This is a genomic window from Abiotrophia sp., assembly GCF_057275535.1.
On sequence record NZ_DBHIRJ010000005.1, the window covers coordinates 38909 to 61192 of the forward strand.

Here is a 22284-nt window from a genome sequence, read left to right on the forward strand (position 1 = left end):
CACTTCTTCCTCTTCCTCAAGGGCTTTCAATTCAATTCACAAGTGAATTGTGCTAAAATTTATGATGTCTAACTATTCAATAAATTTAAGATGAGGTGACCTTATGTCAGAAGAAACATTACGCACGCGTGAACAACAACCTGAAGCCTTTACCTGGGACCTGACTTCGCTCTATGCGAACGCAGAACAATGGCAGGCTGAGTATGACAAGGCAGAAGCTATGGTGGCAGACTTAGCATCCTACAAGGGCACCCTGAATCAAGGTGGCGCTCACTTAGTGACTGTTATTGAGGCTATTCAAGCGGCTTGCTTAGTTGTTGAGCGGCTCTACGCCTATGCCCACCTAACTTATGATCAAGATTCAACCAATAGTGCCTCTCAAGTTCTCAATGCTCGAGCTATGCAACTATACAGTAAGTTGGCAGAAGCCATTGCCTTCTTCGACCCTGAACTTTTGAGCTTGCCATCCGAAACCCTAGAGGCTTACTTCCAAGAAACACCTGAATTGGATTTCTACCGTCAGTACTTGGATGATATTACCCGTGGGCGTGCCCACACCTTGTCGGCTTCCGAGGAGACCCTCTTAGCGCAACTAGGTGAGATTTTCAGCAGCTCTTATTCTACTTTCTCCTTGTTGGACAATGCTGACTTTGTCTTCCCAACCATTGAAGGGCCGGAAGGGCAAGCGGTACAATTAACACACGGGACCTATGGTCGTCTCTTGGAAAGCACTGACCGCCGTGTACGCCGCGATACTTTCCAACAGTACTACACTGTCTACAACCAGTTCAAGAATACCTTGGCCAATGTCTTATCTACCAATATTAAGACTGACAACTACAAGGCCAAAGTCCGTCACTACCCGTCTGCACGGGCAGCAGCCCTCTTCCGCAATAATGTACCGGAATCTGTTTATGATACCTTGCTAGAGACGGTGGGCGATCACTTGGGCTTACTCCACCGTTATACCGCTTTGCGTAAGGATCTCTTAGGTCTAGATTCGCTAGAAATGTATGACCTTTATACGCCGCTTCTTGGGGATGCCCCAATCAAGTTCAGCCAAGTGGAAGCGCGGGATATCGTGATGGAAGCCCTGGCGCCAATGGGACCAGATTATTTGGAAATCATGGCTAAGGCCTTCGATGAACGCTGGATTGACTGGTATGAGAACAAGGGCAAACGCTCAGGCGCATACTCTGGCGGGATGTATGACAGCAAGCCTTATGTCTTGCTCAACTGGCAAGACAATATTAATTGGCTCTTCACCTTAGTTCATGAGTTGGGTCACAGTGCGCATTCTTACTTGTCTCGCACTAACCAACCTTATGTTTACAGTGATTATTCGATTTTCTTGGCTGAGATTGCCTCAACTACTAATGAAAATCTTTTGACGGACTACCTCTTGAAGAAATATCAAGATCCGCAAATCCGTCTCTATGTCCTCAACCACTTCTTAGATGGGGTTAAGGGAACGGTCTTCCGTCAAACCCAATTTGCGGAATTCGAGCACTTCATGCACCAAGCAGATGCAGAAGGAACCCCATTAACTCACGAATTCTTGACGGAGAACTACCGTAAATTGAATGCTAAGTACTACGGACCAAGCGTTAACTCTGACTCTGAAATTGGGCTAGAGTGGGCACGGATTCCACACTTCTATTACAACTACTATGTCTTCCAATATGCGACTGGTTTCTCCGCAGCAACCTTCTTCGCAGACAAGATTGCGGCAGGCGACAGTGCTTTACTTGAAGCCTACAAGGGCTTCCTCAAGTCAGGCTGCAGCCTCTATCCAATCGACACCATGAAGAAGGCTGGGTTGGATATGACGCAACGTGACTATATCGAAGCAACACTCAAGGTCTTCGAAGCACGTTTGAACGAGTTTGAAGCCCTCTTGGCAGAAACTAAATAATCCAATCAACTGGGGAAGCGAGACTTCTCCAGTTTTTCTTAGCTATGGGGTTTAGGACTGAGCACTACTTTTATTTTCCTACCGCAACTGCTAGAAATCTGGCGCTATACGTGATAAAATTTAAGTATGCGACTTTCTAAGAATATGAGGGATTGAATGAAAAAATTTGAATCATTACCGGCGGAACTGCAGACCGAGCAGGTGCGCCCATATTACGAGGCCTTGGCCGCTAAACGCGGGCAACTATTCTTGAAACGGGCCTTCGATATCTTGGTGAGTGCTATCTTGTTACTCTTACTCTCGCCAATTTTACTCTTTTTCGCTATTTGGATTAAGTTAGACTCACCAGGCCCGGTCTTCTATCGCCAGGAACGGGTGACAAGCTACGGTAGAATCTTCCGGATTTTCAAGTTCCGGACCATGAAGGTGGATGCGGACAAGATGGGGTCTTTAGTGACCCTCAAAAATGATGACCGTATTACCCGCGTTGGTCATGTCATTCGCCGTTATCGCTTAGATGAACTACCTCAATTGTTAAACATCTTAACAGGGGATATGAGTCTGGTTGGTACGCGACCTGAAGTAGCCAAGTACGTGGCTGCTTATACGCCTGAGATGAAGGCTACCTTGCTCTTGCCAGCAGGGGTAACCTCTATGGCCAGCATCCTCTTCAAGGATGAGGAAGAATTGATTGCTAAGTTCATCTTGGAGGGGATGGAAGTGGATGATATCTACATCACCAAGGTCCTACCAGAGAAGATGCACTATAACTTATCCTATCTCAAGAATTATAGCTTTCTAGGCGATTTGAAACTCATGGTTCGAACTGTCTTGAAGGTCTTCAAATAAAGGAGCGTTCGCTATGAAAAAATGGAATATTCCCTTCTCACCACCTGACTTAGGCCAGGAAGAAATTGATGAGGTAGTGGATACCCTCAAATCAGGTTGGATTACCACCGGCCCTAAGACTAAGAAATTAGAAGTAGAGCTTTCCAGCTACACTCAGACGCCACGGACAGTCTGCTTAAACTCAGCTACTGCAGCTCTGGAATTGATCTTGCGCGTCTTAGGCATTGGGCCTGGTGATGAAGTGATTGTGCCAGCCTTGACCTATACGGCTTCTTGTGCGGTGATCGAACACGTAGGAGCGACGCCTGTCTTAGTTGACTTGCAGTCGACTGGCTTTGAAATGGATTACGACTTATTGGCAGCTAGCCTAACGGCTAAGACCAAGGCGGTAATCCCGGTTGAAATCGCTGGGATTCCTTGTGACTATGACAAACTCATGTCAGTCCTAGAAGCCAAGAAGGATCTCTACCAAGCTAATCCTGATCATGCTATCCAAGCACTTTTTGATCGAGTGATTGTTATTTCGGACTCTGCTCACGCCCTAGGAGCAACTTATAAGGGCCAACCAGCAGGGACTTGGGCGGACTTCACTTCCTTCTCCTTCCATGCTGTTAAGAACTTTACGACTGCAGAAGGCGGTAGCGTGACCTGGAAGGCTCGTCCAGGCCTTGATGATGACGAACTCTACCGTCTCTTCCAAGTCTTCTCCCTACATGGCCAAACCAAGGATGCCTTGGCTAAGACCCAGCTAGGGGCATGGGAATATGATATTGTCATCCCAGGTTTCAAATGTAACATGACCGATATCATGGCCAGCATCGGCTTGGTACAATTACAACGTTATCCAGGTCTCTTGGCTCGTCGTCAAGAATTAGTGGCACAATATGATCAAGGTTTCGCTGGCACAGCCATTAAGCCTTTGCCTCATCAAGGCGCGGATTATGAATCTTCTCGCCACCTCTACATTACCCATATTGAAGGGGCTAGTCTGGAAGACCGTAACCGCATTATCAACTTGATGGCGGAGCGGGGCATTGCAACCAATGTCCACTACAAACCACTGCCACTGCTCACCGCTTATGCTAATATGGGCTTTAAGATGGCGGATTATCCAAACGCCTATGCTTATTATGAAAATGAAATTACCCTGCCTCTACACACCCGTTTGACGGATGAAGAGGTAGCCTACATTATTGAAAGTTTCCGTGAGGTTGTGGCCCAAGTCCTTGAGGAAGGAGCCTAGTCCTATGTTAGTATCAATTATCACGACAGCAATGAACGAAGAGTCCTATTTACCAGGCCTCTTTTCAGATTTCCTCAATCAGACCTATCCCCACGATCAAATTGAAATTATCCTCATGAATTCCATGTCGACCGATAAGACCCGAGATCTGATGCTAGATTTTCAAGCTCAGTTCCGCGATGAATTCTACGATATCCAAGTCCATAACAACCTACGCAAATCACTGGCGGCCGGCTTGAATGAAGGCATTAAGGTGGCGCGCGGGGAGTGTGTCCTTAAGGTAGATGCTCATGCGACCATTCCTGAAGATTTTGTGGAACAGAACGTGGCGGTTATTTCTCAGGGAGAATTCATCTGTGGCGGTAAGCGTCCGACTATCATTGAATCAGATGATCCATGGAGCAAGACCCTGCATCAAGTGGAAGAAGCCATGCTAGGTAGTAGTATTGCCTCTTACCGTAAGGCTGATAGCCCTCGCTATGTCAAATCGATTTTCCATGGCATGTATAAGAAGTCTGTCTTTGACCATGTTGGGGAACTAGATGAGCGCCTAGGTCGGACGGAGGACAATGAAATCCATGACCGTCTGCTTAAGGCTGGTTATCAGATTAAGTACGATCCTAGAATTGTCTCCTATCAATATATGAGACCTAACTTCCAGAAAATGGTTAAGCAAAAATATAGCAATGGCTACTGGATTGGCATGACTAGTCATGTTCGACCATCCTGCCTATCGCTCTATCATTTTGTACCATTTGTCTTCACCTTAGCGGTGATTTTCTCTATCCTTATGTTGCCTGTAACAGGCTGGTTCTTAGGACTCTTGGCCCTGGCCTACTTTGGCGCTATGGCTGCCGTAACAGGTCTGACAATCCGCAAGGAAGGCTTCCTACCACACTATTTAGCCATGCCATTCCTCTTGTTGGCTGTCCACCTAGCCTATGGGGTAGGAACCATTGTAGGGCTCTTCAACGGTTTACGTTGGCGACAAGAATACTTTGCTGCTGAGCAAGACCAAGAAGAGACAAAGAAATCCGTCTAGCCCTTATGAAAGGAAGATATCTATGTATTCAAAACAAATCGTAAAGAACTGCGCTAACGCTAGTTTTATCCGCAAAATGTTCGAAAAAGGCTTGGAATTATCCAAGCAATATGGCCCAGAGAATGTCTATGACTTCTCCATCGGGAATCCCTTTGCTGAACCACCAGTAGACTTGCGTGAACGCATGAAGGAATTGGTCGACCAACCAGGTGTACACCGCTATATGCCAAACGCTGGTTTCCCAGATGTACGCGAGAAGGTGGCTGCTTATTATAGCGCACGCTCTGAAAAGCCAATCCCTGCTAGTCATATTGTCATGACGACCGGGGCAGCAGGTGCTCTTAATGTCTTGTTCAAGGCTATCTTGAACCCAGGCGAGCGCATCGTGACCTTCGCACCTTACTTCGTTGAGTATGGCTTTTACGCTCAAAACGTGGGCGCTCATTTGGATACAGTAGAAACTGAATCAACTGATTTCTTACCAAATATCGAAGGCTTACGTCAGGCCATTCAACCTGATACTCGGATTCTCTTGTTGAACTCTCCTAACAACCCAACCGGTCGCATCTATTCACGTCAAGATTTAGAGGCAGTAGCTGGGGTATTACGTGAAAAGTCAGCAGAATTTGGTCAACCAATTTTCTTAGTATCGGATGAACCATACGCGACCATTACTTATGATGGCCACCAAGTGCCGAATGTTCTCGATATTTATGAACATGCTATTGTGATTAACTCCTTCTCCAAGTCCCTAGGCTTGGCGGGTGAACGGATTGGTTACATCGCGGTTGGGGCAGATGTGCCAGAAGTGGAAACCTTAATGGATGCCCTGATCTTCTGTAACCGGACCTTGGGCTTCAACAATGCGCCTGCTTTGGCGCAAAAGGTCGTAGCAGAGTTCCTGGATATCTTGCCTGATGTAGCGGACTACCAAGCTAAACGGGATGCGCTCTATAAAGAGCTGACAGCCCTTGGCTTTGAGACCAACTTGCCAGAAGGGGCCTTCTACTTCTTCATGAAGGTGCCAGCCGGCTTCGAAAGTTCCGTAGACTTTGCCAACTATGTAGCAGATAAGCATCAAATCCTTGTGGTGCCAGGTTCTGGTTTTGGCTGCGAAGGCTATGTTCGTCTGTCTTACTGTGTCAAGATGGAAGTAGTAGAGCGTTCGCTCAAAGCTTGGCAGGCTCTAGCGGCTGAGTTAGGCTTGAAGAAATAAGCAAATTATTTAAAACTCCTCCTTGTTGATTTAAGGAGGAGTTTTTTGCATTCAAAAATCCCAAGTGCTAAAAAGTCACTTGGGATAAGCCTTTTTTAAGCCTGATTAAAGGCATCTAGGAAGCGACGAAGGCCGGCGCGACCTTCTGGGCTTTGCTTGTAGACTCCAGCGTCTTCAAGGACGCGGGCGAATTTAGCGCCCACAGCTGCTTGGAGTAGACGATCGACTTGGTCAGGGGTTACATCAGGATGGCTAGCAGCCAAGTCTTGAGCCCAGCTTTGATGATAGTCAGCTACTTGATCCAAGGAGGCTTGGCCCAGTAAGAAGTCCTTGATGGTGGCTAGCTCGCCCACTAGGCGTGGTGGCAAGATTGCCAAGCCCATGACTTCAATCAGGCCGATATTTTCCTTCTTGATGTGTTGCACGTCAGGATGTGGATGGAAGAGGCCATCCGGATAGGTCTCGCTGGTCCGGTTGTTACGCAGTACCAAGTCCAATTCGTAGGCGCCATCTCGACGTCTAGCGATTGGCGTAATAGTATTGTGCGGAGTCTCCCCACTAAAGGCCAGGATGTCACAGGATTCATCACTGTAAGCTCGCCAGAAGTCGAGGAGCGCTGTCGCTGCATCCGCCAGTGGCGCCTTATCTTGGCTACGTAATCGAATAACAGATAGGGGCCATTTGACTAACTCAACGCTTAAATCTGGAAAGGCGCTTAGGCTAGCCGTCTCATAGGCTGGAGCCTGATCCATAGGGAAGGTGTGACGCCCGCCCTGATAGTGGTCGTGGGAGAGGATTGAACCGCCCACAATTGGTAAGTCGGCATTAGAACCGGCGAAATAATGTGGTAGTACCTCGATGATGTCTAGCAGATGCTCGAAGCAAGCGCGGTCGACCTTCATGGGTACGTGCTCTTGGTTGAGGAAGATGCTGTGCTCGTTATAGTAGACATAAGGTGAGTACTGCATGCCATAGTTTCCGCCACCTAGCGATAGGCGAATCAGGCGGTGGTTCTGGCGAGCGGGATGATTGGTGCGTCCCCGGTAACCTTCATTTTGCATACAGAGTAGGCACTTAGGATAGTGACTTGGCTTGGCTAACTTGGCCGCCGCAATATCCTTGGGATCCTTCTCAGGTTTGGAAAGGTTGATGGTAATCTGCAAGTCGCCGTAGTCACTGGCTGCACTAAAAGCAATATTCTTGGCAATATGGCGGGTCTTAATATAGTCATTGGCCCGCGACAGAGCATAGAAATAATCTGTGGCCCGTTCAGGTGCTTCTTGGTAAAGAGCCCAGAAACGTTGGTTAAGCACAGAAGGTAGAGGCGTCAACAAATCCATAATAGCCGCCTCAAAGGCCTCGCGGCCGAAGGCAGAGTCTGGAATTAAGCCGTGTTCCAGGGCATAAGCCTCTAGTTGGTCTAGATAGTCTAGGAGGGTTAACTCAGGGTCTAGGGCTTGGTCACAAGGATCTAGTCCGTCTAAAGCTAAACGTGCTAAGAGCTGGTTGACGGTGTAATCGTAATCTAAGGGGTCTAGCCAGCCATCTTGAATGGCGCGGCTGACAAAATGGTGAATGGTTTGGTCAATAGGAATAGTCACAGCGTTCGTCCTCTCTGCTTGCCTGATTTTTTGGCAAGCATTCATCATGATTTAGTCAGCTAGGGCGTGGGCACCGGCGCCAACTTGGGCAATATAGAAGCTAGCAGGGTAGCCGATGCTTGCCTCATAGGCTTGGCCAATGGCTACTTGAACAGCCTCAACGGCATCTTTAGCCACTAAGGCAATGGCACATCCGCCCATTCCGGCACCTGTCATGCGAGCGCCTAGGACGCCTTCTTGTTGCCAGGCCGTGTGAACCAGGGTGTCTAGCTCACGTCCTGTTACTTCATAGTCTTCCTGTAAGCTCATATGGGAAGCGTTAAGGAGTTGACCGAAGGTCTTCAAATCGCCAGCAGTCAAGGCTTCTTTGGCTTGAACCGTCCGTTGATTCTCGTAGACCGCGTGCTTAGCGCGACGCTCTAAGACTTCGTCATTGATTAGATGACGGCTAGTTTCAAAGCCATCAGGGCTCAATTGGCCCAGACTTTGGATTTGCATGCCACCGGCTTGCAGGCGACGTAGGGCTTCCTCGCACTGGCTACGACGTTCATTATATTTTGAATCTGCTAACTCGCGGCGTTTGTTGGTATTCATAATCAGTACTAGGTGTTCGCCAAAAGCCGCAGGGACCAGTTCATAATCTAGGGTGTTGGTATCCAGATAGATGGCCATGTCTTTGGCCCCCATGCCAATGGCGAATTGGTCCATGATACCAGAATTAACGCCAATGAAGTGGTTTTCGACTTGTTGGCCAATCTTGACTAAATCCAGACGGGTTAAGGTCAAGTCGAAGAGAGATTCCAGCGTAATACCTACCAATAATTCTAAGGAAGCAGAACTTGAGAGACCTGCCCCGTTAGGGATATTGCCATAAACCAAGAGGTCGAAGCCTTGGTCGATGGTGTGGCCGGCTTGGCGTAAGAATTTGACTTCGCCTTTGACAAAGTTAGTCCAGCTATCTTCTGGTCGGTTAACTAGCTCTTGCGACAGATCAAAGCTGATGAGACCAGCTTCTTCGAAGTTGAGAGAATAGCAACGAACTAAGCTATCTTGACGTCGACGGGCAATACCGTAGGTCCCTTGGGTGATGGCACAAGGGAAGACCCGTCCACCGTTATAGTCGGTGTGCTCGCCAATCAAGTTAATTCGTCCAGGCGCGAAGAAGGCCCGGCCGGGTTCCGATTCAAAAACTTCCTGAAATCGAGTGTGTAAAGCAGATAATTCCATACAAGTTCCTCCTAGTACTAGCTAGATAATTGAGTAATATAGTTCTATTATACGACTAAATGTAAGGGTGTTCAATGCTATTTCTAACAGAATTTTTATCCTTTTTGGGTAAGGACCCTTTACGTTTACTTTTTAAGTCTAATTTCGGTATAATAAGGAGGTGAGAAAAATAGGAAAGGAGGGTGGCGCCATGATTCGCAGTGTCCCCCTGAACGCCCAGGATGTCTGGATTAATATTGAAGCGGATGCCCTAGAAAAACATCCCGAGTGGATCGAGGAGTTCGACTTGGACGATGAGATAATCGAATATGCGGCCGACCGTAATGAGCGGGCTCGGGTGGATTATGATCGCCAAAGCCATACCTTCGTCCTGATTTTCAATGTACCCAATCGCATTAAGCAGACCCGGCACTATGAGACAGTACCGATGACCTTCATCGTTCAAAAGCATCGCCTGATTACAATCAGTAACGAGGAAAATGCCTATATTCTGCAACGTATGCATCGCAACCTAGAGTTAGAGCCAGAGCAAAGCCTCTTCGGTTTTCTATTCGAAGCCCTCTATCGGGTGACGGATGAGTATTTCCCTTTGGTTGAAGAAATCAACCGTGAGCGAGATCAGTTGACCCGGCTCTTGCGTGACAAGACCACGCGAGAGAATCTCCTGGCCTTATCGGATATGGAGACCGGCATGGTCTATTTCATCACTGCCAGCAAGCAGAATACCGTCCTCTTGGAGCAATTACGGACCTTATTGGTTTTCCGCTCGCTAACGGAAGTGGAGCGGGAGCAATTAGAGGATACTCTGATTGAAACGCGCCAGTTAGTGGAAATGACCCAGTTGACCGGCCAGACTCTCCAACAACTGTCAGACACCTATAACAATGTGTTGAATAATAACTTGAACGATATTTTCCGAATTCTGACCACGCTAGAGATTATCCTCATGGTACCGACCTTTGTGACCGGCTTCTTCGGTATGAACGTGCCGATTCCCTTTGCCAATCATCCTCTGGGCTGGTTGATTACCTTGATTATTAGTGTTGCTGGATGCTTAGTGATTAATGGCGTCCTCAAAAATCTCTTGGCCCGAAAATAAGAAAGGAGGCTCCCCATGATTAGCATGCGACCAATCAACGAGACAGATAGCTGGCTCAATATTGACGCGGACACCATTGCCTCCCGGCCGGACCTCCTCAGTCAATATGGCTTAGATGAAGAGATTGTCGAATACGCTCTGGACCGTAATGAACGGGCTCGGACTGAATATGACCGCGAACGCAATACCTTTATCATTATCTATAATGTCCCTAATCCCATTAAACAGGATTACCACTATGAGACGGTGCCCATGACCTTTATTGTCCAGCCTAACCGACTCATTACGATCAGTAACGAGGCCAATGCTTACCTAATACCAGAATTTAGCCGTTATCTAGACGCCAACCCTGGGGTTTCGGTCTTTACCTTCCTATTCGCTTCGCTCTATACCGTGTCTGAACAGTATTTCCCTTTGGTTGAGAAAATCAATCAGGAGCGCGACCAACTTAACCAGGTTCTCAGACAGAAGACCACCAAACAGAACCTATTCGCCCTGTCAGACTTGGCTACTGGGGTTGTTTACTTTGTCTCAGCCACCAAGCAGAATGTGGTGCTGTTGGAACAACTGCGGACCCAGTTTATGTCCCGCCTGCTGGATGAGACAGCGCGCGAAGAGTTAGAAGATTCTCTGATTGAAGCCAAGCAATTAGTGGAAATGACCCAGTTGACCTCGACTATTTTGCATCAGCTGTCGGGCACCTATAACAACGTCCTGAACAATAACCTGAATGACACCATGAAGCTCTTAACCATTGTGTCCATTCTTCTGACGATTCCAGATATTATCACCTCCTTCTTCGGGATGAATATGCCTTTGCCTTTTGAGCAAGATGCCATGGGCTGGGTCTATATCTTGTTGATCTCGGCAGTTGGCTGGGTAATTGGCCTACGAATCCTCAACTATCTCATGGATAAGAAGCAATAGCTACTAGGAAAGGGGGGCATGCGCCATATGGCCCTGATTGAACAAGAAGTAAAAATTGCCTTGGAGGCTGAGAGCTTTGATAGGCTTAAGGCGGGTTTAGGGCTAGATGGGGTAGCTCCGCGCCAACAGGTTAACCACTATTACGATAGTAAGCAGAGCGCCCTTAAGGAGGCACGGGCTGCCTTGCGCCTACGGCAATATGACCAAGTGAGTGAGTGGACCTTCAAGCAGGCTTTAGACCAGTTCCAAGCGTTGGAAATCACACAGACTAATGTGGGGCGTCTAGATTCGGTGCCTGCTAGCCTGGCAGGCGCTTGGATTCAGGATGAGGACCTCTTAGCCGCCTTAGCCAAAGTAGGGATAGAGCCCCAGGACTTAGTTCTGCGCTATGGTTTTCAGACTCATCGCTGGGCCCTAGACTTAGGCTGGGGTGAGTTGGTGCTAGACCAGACTCTTTATGGGGACAAGGTCGACTTTGAGCTAGAGTTAGAAGCTCAAGACTTGTCCTTGGCTCAAAATTATATAGCCAAATTAAGCCAGACCTATGATTTCCCGCTCCTAGCAGCAGATAAGAAAATTGCCAGAGTTAGCGCCTATTACGCCAAATTAGAGAAGAATAAATGAGCTAGTGGTCCACTCTTTGGAGTGGACCACTAGCTGCATGGGAAAAGGCCGAAAAGGGCCCAAAATGCAGAAAAAGCCGAGAGCCAGTGGTCCACTTTAAAGAGTGGACCACTGGCTGCATGGAAAACGTCGGAAATAGCCCAAAACGATGAAAAAGCCGAGAGCTAGTGGTTCACTTTGGAGAGTGGACCACTAGCTAACTGAGAAATAGAGAAGAACAGCCCGCTTCATCCTAGCAGAGCAAGATTCAGTCTCAATGTCTTTTAGCCGGGCTATAAGGCATTTCATTAGAACTTGTCTATTCTTTGTGTTAAGATAAATTTAAGAAATCAAGTTGGAGAGGAGGGAATGTCGCATGCCTCAAGAGCAAGTGGCCTATCAAGTATCAGGCCATGGTCAGGCCAGATTATTTGAGTTGTATCTCTTTGTTAACCCACTAGGGCAAGATTGTCGCAGAGTAGAGCGCGAACTCAGCCGTGCGATTAAGCAAATGCCGGCCAAGACGGATGTGCATATTCTCTGCTTCACCAGTCAACCCCTGATTGCCCGTTACATGATGCAGCTGGGTTATGAACCTCAGGACTTGCGTCATCGTAACGAAATTTTCCAGAAGATTTATTCTGCCACCTTGGCTTACCGGGCAGCGGGTCTGCAAGGCAAGCGTCGTGGCCGTCAATACCTCTACGAAATGCAAAGTCGCATTAATTCTGATTTAGAACGGCTGACGGATGACTTTTTAGCCAACTTAGCCTGTGATATTGGCTTGGACTTGGCCCTCTTCGAGAGCGACCGACGTTCTCAGTACGTCAAGGAACTCTACTATCGTGATCAAAAGATTGCGCTCGAGATGAAAGTACAAGATACACCGTCACTCATTATTTTTGAACAGTGTTCCGGGGACTCCGGCATCCTCTTACAAGGTCCGATGGAGTGCCAACACATTCTGGAACAAGTGGACTTATTAATGGATAAAACATGCTGCCCTCGACCTACTCGGTTGAAGCTGGTCGCAACAAAAGGATAATAAGAGAGAGGCTAGAACTTGGTTCTAGCCTCTTTTTGTAGGAAAGAAATATGAATATATTTGTTACCTAGAAAAAACTATACTAAGTAAGTGAAAGTTATTACATTAGATGGTTATAAAGTACAAGAGTAGTGTTTGTTTGACAAAAATTAATAAGGACAAGAAACTCGTTAAAAACATCCCAAACTAATCTTGAAAACGGATTCTGTATGATGTACACTTAACTTGTTACAAAGAGATTTCAAGTTAAATTATTAAAACACATGAGTAAATTAGCAGATAGTTTGATGATGAGAAGAGAAGATAAAACTTAAAATTTTCAGGAGGAGTAAAATATATGTGCTTTGCTCACTACGACCGTGAGAGTGGACATACTCAATCACTAAAAGATCATTCGGTAAATGTTGCGTGTATGTGTTTTGAAAGAGGAAACGAAATTCAACAAGGAACTATAATGCTAATTATAGGATTGTATCACGATGTAGGCAAAGCTGATAGAAAGTTCCAGGATAAACTTATGAATAATCCCACTAGACATGTAGATCATTCATATGCAGGAGCAAAGTACTTATCATATAAAATAAGAAGTGTTTTAAATGAGAACAAATCTGAAATAGATTCTTTTTTAGCGAGTAGCTTCCAAGAGATAATTGTATATGTAATATTAAGTCACCATGGTATATTTGATATCCCATTAAGCCAATCGGAGGATAGCAAGGCAGATGAATTTAGATTTAGTAACTTGATGAGAAGATGCTTACAATATAACGATGGAAATGAATATCATTATGAAGAGGATGTAAAACCTTTTATTCAGAATTTAGAAGAGAGCATATTGGAACATGAGCATAAAGAAATTGATCAGCTAATTATTGATGCATTTGATGAATATATATTAGCTTGGGAAAAACTAGGTCTTGTTCCTGAGGAAAGCGAACGACTCTATTATACTGGAATGTTTATGAGATTATACTTATCTATTCTTAAAAATGCGGATATCCAAGATACTATTAATGCTTTTGATGAAAAAATATTGCCTATGAGTAAGGATAAACAGAAAGCGCTTAAAATACGTTATCTGAGATCCATTGAAGACAAGTACTCACAATATAGTGGCGAAACAGGGAAAATAAATAGGATACGTCAAAGAATATCAGAGATAGTAAAGAAGCGTGGAAAAGAAGATACAGTGGGTATTTATCGATTAGATTTACCAACTGGTGCAGGAAAGACAAATCTAAGTATGCGATATGCTTTTCATCAGATGATAGAACAAAATATGTCATCATTTATTTATGTTGCGCCTTTTTTATCTATTTTAGAGCAAAATGCAGCCGAAATAAAGGAGATTGTTGGAGAAGAAGGTGTTTTAGAGCATCATTCAAATATTATGAATGAGCAAGATGATGAATTTGAAGATGAATCATATTCGATGAGATTAATGACTTTTACAAAAGAGACTTGGGATAGTCCTATCACTTTAACGACTATGGTACAATTTTTTCAAACGTTATTCAAAGTAAAATCTTCTAACATTAGAAGATTCTCAAGTCTTATTCGTGGAGTAATTGTACTAGACGAAGTTCAGAGCCTTCCGTTAGAAGTTACAAGTGTATTTAATTTAAGTATGAATTTCCTATGCAAAGTAATGGAAGCAGTGGTGGTTTTATGCACAGCAACTCAGCCTTTATTGAGTGTTCCAAGGATTCAACATAAACTTATGTACGGAGATTCTAAGGGAGAAAATACTGATATTATCTCATTAACTATGGAGGAACGATCTATTTTTGAGCGTACTCAAGTTAGAAAGTTTAATGATTCAAATGACTACGTCAATATTGAAGAGGTGTGTAGCGAAGTTCTAGAACATAATCAATCAACTTTAATAATTTTAAATACAAAAAAAGCTGTGGAAAAGCTATATTTGCTAATAAGAGAAAAAACGGATAGAACTTGTTATTACCTTTCTACAAATATGTGTGCTGCTCACAGACTAGATAGATTGGAAAAAATACGTAATGAGCTGGCATGTGGGAAAGCAATTATTTGTGTGAGTACTCAGTTAATCGAAGCCGGTGTTGATATAGACTTTCATCGCGTAATAAGATCGTACGCAGGGATTGATTCCCTGATACAGACATGCGGGAGATGTAATCGAGAAGGTTTACGTGATAAAGGGGAAGTACTTCTTGTTAGACTCCCAGATAAAATTGAGAATGTCTCATCTTTGAAGGTTATCAAAGATAAGCGAAAAGTAACAGAGAGTATTCTGAGAGAAATTAACTCGACTATTGACTTAACAAGACTAAATGATGAGTTTTATTCGAAGTATTATGAATTAGACGAAAGTCAAGAAAAATTTGATTATCCTGTAAACAATACTACTGCTTACAGGTATTTATCAGACAATAGAGGATTAGGTTTTGAAGTGAAAACGTTATTAAAACAATCTTTTAGAACAGGCGGAAATGCAATTCAATTGATAAAAGATGAATCTATTAGCATCATCGTTCCGTATAGTCAGAAAAGTAAACGGATGATTGAAACTCTAGAATTAGAACTATCAAAAGGAGTTAGATTTGATACTAAGCAAGGAAAATTTATTAAAAGTCTGATTAGGAAGTTACAGAGATATACGGTTAATGTGCCTCAAGGTAGTGAGTTCATTAGCTATACTAAACCTTATTTGAATCAATCAATACTAATCCTAAGCGAGGAATATTATGACGAAGATAGGGGACTTGTATCAATAGCCCGAGGGTTTATATATTAGAGAGAAAATTTTATCTAGAAAATGAAGGAGGAGTCAAGGTGTATAGGTCAAAAAATTTTTATGTCCGAGTGACAGGAGACTTAGCATTGTTTACTAGTCCGCAAAGTAAAGCTGGTGGAGAAAGGACGAGCTATCTAGTTCCCACTAGGCAAGCACTAACGGGAATCGTTGATGGAGTCTATTTTAAGCCAAGTATTCAAAATATTGTGACGGAAGTAAAGGTAATGAATCGTATCCAGACAGAAGTACATGGTATAAGGAATTTATTAAAGAATGGAGGAAGTGACTTAAGCTATATTTCCTATTTACACAATGTGGAGTATTTAGTGAAATTCCATTTTATATGGAATAAAGCAAGACCAGATTTACAGCAAGATTGGATTTCAAAAAAACACGAGGCCATTATGACTCGTTCACTGGATAAAGGAGGTCGGTTAGATCTTTTTTTGGGGGCGAGAGAATGTCATGCGACTGCAACAGGAATTTCAGAGAACGAGTATAAGGATTCTGTATCATTTTACGATGAGCAAGAAGTAGATTTGGGCTTGATGTTTCATTCTTTTGCTTACCCTATAAATGAAAAGGATTCTTTGAGGTCATATTTTACAACTACAAGGATGATAAATGGAATCATAAAATTTAAGGCACAGTCTGAATGTGAAGTTGAAAACGTGTTGTCAGCCAAGGGGATGGGAAAACGAAATGGTATGAAAACAGTCGATGAGGAATTTTTGGAATATGAGCAATGGGAGAAGGAGGAAAAGTAATGAATTTCTTTACTGCATTGATGAAGGCATATAATGCAGCTGAAAAAATAAGTTTGGTTGATAAATTTGAAGTAGGCCATCCAGTTCTTTTGCCACTTTTTCATAACAGTATCCAATCTAATGGGAAAAATATTATTGAAGTCTGTCTGGATACAAAAGGTCAGCTGATTGAGGCAAAGTTTATAGAAAAAGGGGAAAAGATTATTTTTCCGGTAACTTCTAGCTCTATGAATAGAACAAGTAAAGCTGTTCCTCATCTTATCGCAGATACAATAAAGTACTTAGATTGTAGGCAAAGTCCTAATAATTATGACGCTTATATAAATCAATTATCGTTATTTATGCGAAAGTGTCATAACGAAGAGGTCAAAGAATTCTTAAACTATATATTAATTTTTATAAGAGATCTTAATGCACTAAATAAAGTTAGCCATCGCCTTGAGTTAGCGAACGAATCTAGTAAAAATGCTAATCTGGTCGAAAATAAAAAATCAATGAATAATAAAATCATGATTACTTTTGCAGTTAAAAACTTCAGAGACGGTAAACGTTATTCTGTTTCAAGTTATAAAGAATTACATCAAGAACATATCAAGCAGGTGCTAGATTCGAAGGAGGAGTTAGGTACGTGTAATTTGACAGGTGAGCAAGACGTTGTGGTATCTATACATCGCTCTGTTGCAGGTACCGCTAAATTAATTCCTCAGAAAAGTCACGATGAAATGTATAAAGGGAGATTTAAAGTAGCTTCAGATGTAGTTTCTATCGGTCAAACAACTTCCGAGAAGGCACATTTGATGTTGAAATATTTAATGGAGAGCCCCCAAAGTAAGATTAATTTAGGTGAAAATCAATTTTTTATAAACTGGTTTAGTGACGATATTAAAAACGAAAGTAAAATAGACTTGACAAAAGAGACCATGTTTGAGGACCCGTTTATTTGGGAACCGCCTAGAAAAAAGTCCGTAACAGATGTTGTGTCGCAGGAAAATAGGAAGATAGCTTTATCCTTCATTAAAGGTAAACGACTTTTTAATGATGCATCTTATTATTATGGAGCGGTTATTAATAAAGTGAACGATGGTAGAGCTTCCTTAACTTATTTTCGGGAATTGAGGAGCGCAGAATTATTAGAAAATCTAGAAGAATGGCAAAAAAAATATTCCTGGCCTAATAGCAATCAGAAGTTAAGTTGGCAAACACCTGCACTAATTGGGATTGTTGAAGCTGCGTATGGTATCGAAAAGGATTCGTTTCTCACAGTACGTAACAAAAAATTTAAGAATAAATTATTACAAGAACTGATTGTGTGTCTTCTAGATAAAAAGCCAATATCTAGAGCAATTACTAAACAACTAGAGTTGAATATTAGAAACCGGCATAAATACGAAAAAGAATGGTACAAAGTAGAGCATGTTGCATTATCTGTATTGAAGAATCAAGGAGAGGAGCAATTTTCACCAATTTTAGATGAAAAGAATGTAGATAGATCTTATTTATTCGGTCGGCTTTTGGCAGTGTTTGAACTTTTAGAGTTAGAAAGCTATAGATTAGATAGTGAATCGAAAACGAGAATTCCCAATGCACAAAGATATTGGGCAGCTTATATGGGACAACCAGCGAAAATAATGCGGACCCTTTTTGATAAAACATTACCTTACGCGCAAAGACTCCAAAATAGTAATCATAAAGGAATATTCTTCAAATTAGAGAAGGAGCGTCAAATAATAATTGAGGGCTTGTCAAGATATCAAGAAACAGAAGCTATAAACCTACCATTAGATTTCACATTTATTTTTGGGTATTACGCGGAAAAAAAATATATCTTTACCAGAAATAGCGAGAAAGAAAACAAGGAGGAAGAAAAATGATTACCCGTAAAGTAGACTTTATGTTAACATTTGAGGTGGAGTGTGCCAATCCAAATGGAGACCCTTTATCTGGAAATATGCCTAGGACAAATTCAGAAGGATATGGTTTAGTTAGTGATGTTGCGATTAAGCGAAAGATTAGAAATAGACTTCAGGACGAAGGGTATCAAATCTTTGTTCAAGCGAATGAACGTATACACGATGGTCATACTTCTTTGCAAAAACGTTTTGAATCAAAGTTTAAAGATGAAAAAGACGAAGCTATCATTGTGAAACAAGCTAATCAAGAGTGGATTGATGTTAGAGCATTTGGACAGGTATTTACATATTGCGATAAAGCAATTGGAGTTAGAGGGCCATTGTCAATTAGCATGGCAAAATCTTTGAATCCAATTGTAACATCGACAATGCAAATTACTCGCAGTACGAATGGTAAGGAGCAAAAACTGGGAAATAAAGGATCAGACACAATGGGATCTAAGCACTATGTTGAGTATGGAGTCTATTTAGTCAAAGGTTCTGTAAATGTGTTTTTCTCCGAAAAAACAGGATTTAATGATAAGGACTTGAAGGCTATAAAATTGGCAATTAAGACTTTATTCGAAAATGATGCATCAACTGCTCGGCCCGAAGGTTCTATGCGAGTTAAGGAACTATTTTGGTTCACCCATCCTGATAAACTCGGAGTTGTTTCAAGTGCAAGAATATATGATTTACTTGAATGGAAGTCGAATGGTGCAAATAAGAATTATAATGATTACAATATTCATCTGAATAAGAATGAATTGATGAAGTATCAAGAGAAAGGATTAGAAGTTGAAATTATAGAAGGTGACTAACTTGGTGTATGATGAAGATGATTATTTGATGTTATCTGGTATACAACATTTCTATTTTTGTAAGCGCCAATGGGGATTAATACATCTAGAACAACAGTGGAAAGATAACGAAGCTACGGTACACGGCCAGATGCTTCATCAGAAAGCGGATAATCCTCTACTTAAGGAAAAACGGCACGGTGTCATAATATCACGGGCCGTTCATATTGTATCAAAAGAATTAGGCTTGTACGGTATCATGGATGTTTTGGAACTACATTCTTGTAGGCATGGCATCAGAATTAATGGACATACTGGTTTTTGGGCTCCTAATATAGTTGAATATAAGAGGGGGAAGCCAAAGAAAGATTTACGGGATATCGTACAGTTGATTGCTCAAGTACTTTGTCTAGAGGAAACATTTGAGTGTCAAATTAAAGAAGCGTCATTATATTATCATGCTGTTAACCAGAGAGTAACCGTGCCAGTAACAGAGGATTTGAGGAATATAGTGAGACAGTTAGCGGCAGATATGCATACATACTATCGTCAAAAGCAAATACCAAAAGCAGAGTATTTCAAAAATTGTAAATTGTGTTCTTTAGTCGATGTTTGCTTACCAAGATTAAGTAAGAAAGGACGAAATGTAGAAAATTATATTGAAGCAGCTTTGAAAAGTGGTGTGGATGAATGAAGAAGTTATTAAATACTCTTTATATTACTGAAGACGATTACTATGTATCTCGTGAACGCGAAAATATTGTAATCAAACAAGATAAAAATATAGTAGCGCGTTTCCCCTATCGTATTATTGAGGGTATCATCTGTTTCTCATATGTAGGTGTGTCTCCAGCACTTATAGAACTTTGTTCTGAAAACAATATTAATTTATCGTTGCATACACCTCAAGGGCACTTTTGTGGTAGGTTTGTTGGGCCTACAAGTGGTAATGTGCTTTTAAGAAGAGCGCAGTATCGATTAGCAGATGCCACTGATTCTCTTGAATATGCTAGAAGGTTTATTCTAGCAAAAATTTCGAATTCAAGAAAATATTTACTAAGATTTAAAAGGGATCATCGCAATCAGATTCCAAGCAATTTTTTTGAGTTCATTGAAGTAGAACTCTGTAAGTCAATAGATGCCGTTCAGACAACAATGGATAAGGACTCACTTAGAGGTATTGAAGGTCAAGCCGCTAACCAGTTTTTTAAACTCTTTGAATTTTTTTCACTCAAAAATAATGAATTTTTCCGATTTAATGGTCGGACAAAACGGCCACCTTTGGATCCTGTAAACGCACTATTATCATTTGGATATAGTATGCTAACCTATGAATGTCAATCCGCTCTTGAGGCAGTGGGAATTGATAGTTATGTAGGTTTTTTCCACACTGATCGTCCGGGGAGAGCAAGCCTTGCGCTTGATTTAGTAGAAGAGTTTAGAAACTATATAGTGGATCGTTTTGTTTTCTCGTTAATTAATAATGGGCAGATTAACAGAAAACATTTTGAAATCAAGGAAACAGGTAGTGTTTTATTGAATAAAAAAGGTCGAGCTATTTTCTTAGAGGAGTGGCAGAAACGTAAGCATGTTGAGGTTGAACATCCTTATTTGCGAGAAAAGGTAAAAACAATGTTATTACCATATGTTCAAGCCCAACTACTTGCTAAAGCTATACGAGGAGATTTAGAAAGCTACCCTCCTTTTATGATATAGGAGATTATGCAATGATGATATTAGTAACCTATGATGTTAATACTGAATTAATAGAAGGAAAGAGGCGACTGAGAAATGTAGCAAAAGTGTGTTTAGATTATGGGCAGAGGGTGCAAAATTCTGTTTTTGAGTGTTCTTTGACACCTGCAGATTTTATTGAACTCAAACACAAGCTAGTTAAAATTATTGATGATGAGACAGATAGTATAAGATTTTACCTTCTGGGTAAGAATTGGCAAAATCGTATTGAAACTATTGGACAAGATACTAGCTATAATCCTGATACCGGAGTATTAATTTTATAGATGCGAGGTTTAGTTGCTCATGCAATATAAAGTGGCCTCGCGCCAAAATAGTGAATTAAGTTACTAAAACAGCTGAAAAATAGAATTTCTATTTGATATTTTCTATATGTTTTGGTAGCAAACTGTGTAGAATTACGCAGTCGCTCCCTTCGCGGGAGCGTGGATTGAAATGTAGTAGGTAGCCCACTCAAGGTTGCTTACGTGGGTCGCTCCCTTCGCGGGAGCGTGGATTGAAATAAAGTCAGAGCTATCGAAGGTCATTGATAACCCCGTCGCTCCCTTCGCGGGAGCGTGGATTGAAATTTTATAACTCTTGCGTTGATTGCACTTGCGACATACTGTCGCTCCCTTCGCGGGAGCGTGGATTGAAATTCTGCCTTGGAGTAAACTCAACCGGCGGATAGTAGGTCGCTCCCTTCGCGGGAGCGTGGATTGAAATTCTTAGCTCTTGTACGTCAATGTTTTTGTATTCTACGTCGCTCCCTTCGCGGGAGCGTGGATTGAAATTCATCAAAGAAATACCACTTGTCACCGTCAAGTCCCGTCGCTCCCTTCGCGGGAGCGTGGATTGAAATCATCTGCTGATGGCTAGTTGCTCAAGCTCTAATGGTCGCTCCCTTCGCGGGAGCGTGGATTGAAATCAATCGGTCGAGGAAGCCTCTTCGGTGTCGAAATAGTCGCTCCCTTCGCGGGAGCGTGGATTGAAATTTTGCCAGGGTCACCTTTAGGTCCTTGGACCTTGGTCGCTCCCTTCGCGGGAGCGTGGATTGAAATTTTGATAATGTCGTCATCAGTGCGTGCCGTCCAATCGGTCGCTCCCTTCGCGGGAGCGTGGATTGAAATATAGAGGAGGCAGAGGCTACTAGACAGAGGTCACAGTCGCTCCCTTCGCGGGAGCGTGGATTGAAATGTTGAAGCCGTGGATGCTATTCATCGGGACACGCGTCGCTCCCTTCGCGGGAGCGTGGATTGAAATATAGAGCGCGTCGAGAACCCCATTACCTCCGTCGGCAGTCGCTCCCTTCGCGGGAGCGTGGATTGAAATAATCGGATTGCCGATATCATCATAGCCGTCACCGTCGCTCCCTTCGCGGGAGCGTGGATTGAAATGAGAAAGTCTTATTATTCAAGGCGTCAGGCGAAAAGTCGCTCCCTTCGCGGGAGCGTGGATTGAAATAATATCGACTGTGAACTTAGCCATAGCTCATCACCGTCGCTCCCTTCGCGGGAGCGTGGATTGAAATACTAGGAATACCATCAATATCTT

Annotated in this window: 18 protein-coding genes and 1 CRISPR repeat array (1 of these 19 running past the window's edge); of the genes, 16 read left to right on the forward strand and 2 right to left on the reverse strand. The window is 42.9% G+C overall.

The features are described 5' to 3' along the window. The first annotated feature begins 103 nt into the window (after positions 1-103). From pepF to ACO53F_RS05025, 5 genes are all read left to right on the forward strand, one after another. Positions 104-1915 (forward strand): oligoendopeptidase F, encoded by a 1812-nt coding sequence (gene pepF / locus ACO53F_RS05005; RefSeq protein WP_485137545.1) that lies wholly within the window; start codon positions 104-106, stop codon positions 1913-1915. Positions 1916-2071: 156 nt separating this feature from the next. After that, positions 2072-2764, forward strand: coding sequence for a sugar transferase (locus ACO53F_RS05010; protein ID WP_485137546.1), 693 nt, complete (start codon positions 2072-2074; stop codon positions 2762-2764). A gap of 13 nt (positions 2765-2777) precedes the next feature. Next, positions 2778-4007: a DegT/DnrJ/EryC1/StrS family aminotransferase gene (locus tag ACO53F_RS05015; protein ID WP_485137547.1), complete on the forward strand. Its 1230-nt coding sequence runs from the start codon at positions 2778-2780 to the stop codon at positions 4005-4007. A 4-nt stretch (positions 4008-4011) separates the two neighbouring features. Further along, positions 4012-5049, forward strand: coding sequence for a glycosyltransferase family 2 protein (locus ACO53F_RS05020; RefSeq protein ID WP_485137548.1), 1038 nt, complete (start codon positions 4012-4014; stop codon positions 5047-5049). A gap of 22 nt (positions 5050-5071) precedes the next feature. After that, positions 5072-6265, forward strand: a complete 1194-nt coding sequence (locus tag ACO53F_RS05025; protein WP_485137549.1) for a pyridoxal phosphate-dependent aminotransferase — start codon at positions 5072-5074, stop codon at positions 6263-6265. 95 nt (positions 6266-6360) lie between these two features. Here the strand turns inward: ACO53F_RS05025 and galT are convergent, their stop codons facing one another. Both galT and ACO53F_RS05035 read right to left on the reverse strand, forming a co-directional pair. Continuing rightward, complete coding sequence (galT, locus tag ACO53F_RS05030) at positions 6361-7860, reverse strand: UDP-glucose--hexose-1-phosphate uridylyltransferase (RefSeq protein ID WP_485137647.1); 1500 nt, start codon at positions 7858-7860, stop codon at positions 6361-6363. 57 nt (positions 7861-7917) lie between these two features. Further along, positions 7918-9093, reverse strand: coding sequence for a galactokinase (locus ACO53F_RS05035; RefSeq protein WP_485137550.1), 1176 nt, complete (start codon positions 9091-9093; stop codon positions 7918-7920). A 190-nt stretch (positions 9094-9283) separates the two neighbouring features. Between ACO53F_RS05035 and ACO53F_RS05040 the strand changes: the two genes are divergently transcribed. The 11 genes from ACO53F_RS05040 (at position 9284) to cas2 (ending at position 21017) form a co-directional block, all read left to right on the forward strand. Next, positions 9284-10192 carry a magnesium transporter CorA family protein gene (locus ACO53F_RS05040; protein WP_485137551.1) on the forward strand — a complete coding sequence of 303 codons (909 nt, stop codon included), beginning with the start codon at positions 9284-9286 and terminating at the stop codon, positions 10190-10192. A gap of 15 nt (positions 10193-10207) precedes the next feature. Beyond that, a complete protein-coding gene (locus ACO53F_RS05045; protein ID WP_485137552.1) occupies positions 10208-11119 on the forward strand; it encodes a magnesium transporter CorA family protein in 912 nt (303 codons plus the stop codon). Positions 11120-11137: 18 nt separating this feature from the next. Then, positions 11138-11743 (forward strand): CYTH domain-containing protein, encoded by a 606-nt coding sequence (locus ACO53F_RS05050; RefSeq protein WP_485137553.1) that lies wholly within the window; start codon positions 11138-11140, stop codon positions 11741-11743. Between the two features lie 355 nt (positions 11744-12098). Further along, positions 12099-12767 (forward strand): DsbA family protein, encoded by a 669-nt coding sequence (locus ACO53F_RS05055; protein ID WP_306486478.1) that lies wholly within the window; start codon positions 12099-12101, stop codon positions 12765-12767. A gap of 337 nt (positions 12768-13104) precedes the next feature. Continuing rightward, the gene (gene cas3 / locus ACO53F_RS05060; protein ID WP_485137554.1) at positions 13105-15540 is read left to right on the forward strand and encodes a CRISPR-associated helicase Cas3'; all 2436 of its coding nucleotides are present in this window, start codon (positions 13105-13107) and stop codon (positions 15538-15540) included. A 38-nt stretch (positions 15541-15578) separates the two neighbouring features. Beyond that, entirely contained in the window at positions 15579-16307 is a 729-nt protein-coding gene (cas5c, locus tag ACO53F_RS05065) for a type I-C CRISPR-associated protein Cas5c (RefSeq protein WP_485137555.1), read from the forward strand. Then, entirely contained in the window at positions 16307-18178 is a 1872-nt protein-coding gene (gene cas8c / locus ACO53F_RS05070) for a type I-C CRISPR-associated protein Cas8c/Csd1 (RefSeq protein WP_485137556.1), read from the forward strand. The genes cas5c and cas8c overlap by 1 nt, the downstream gene beginning before the upstream one ends. Continuing rightward, positions 18175-19017 (forward strand): type I-C CRISPR-associated protein Cas7/Csd2, encoded by an 843-nt coding sequence (gene cas7c, locus ACO53F_RS05075; RefSeq protein WP_485137557.1) that lies wholly within the window; start codon positions 18175-18177, stop codon positions 19015-19017. The genes cas8c and cas7c overlap by 4 nt, the downstream gene beginning before the upstream one ends. A gap of 1 nt (position 19018) precedes the next feature. Further along, on the forward strand, positions 19019-19690 hold the full coding sequence (gene cas4 / locus ACO53F_RS05080; RefSeq protein WP_485137558.1) for a CRISPR-associated protein Cas4: 672 nt from the start codon (positions 19019-19021) through the stop codon (positions 19688-19690). Next, the gene (gene cas1c / locus ACO53F_RS05085) at positions 19687-20712 is read left to right on the forward strand and encodes a type I-C CRISPR-associated endonuclease Cas1c (protein WP_485137559.1); all 1026 of its coding nucleotides are present in this window, start codon (positions 19687-19689) and stop codon (positions 20710-20712) included. The genes cas4 and cas1c overlap by 4 nt, the downstream gene beginning before the upstream one ends. Before the next feature lie 11 nt (positions 20713-20723). Then, positions 20724-21017, forward strand: coding sequence for a CRISPR-associated endonuclease Cas2 (gene cas2 / locus ACO53F_RS05090; RefSeq protein ID WP_485137560.1), 294 nt, complete (start codon positions 20724-20726; stop codon positions 21015-21017). A gap of 139 nt (positions 21018-21156) precedes the next feature. Next, positions 21157-22284: direct repeats of the CRISPR family, unit length 32 nt; unit sequence GTCGCTCCCTTCGCGGGAGCGTGGATTGAAAT; it runs 1239 nt beyond the window's last position.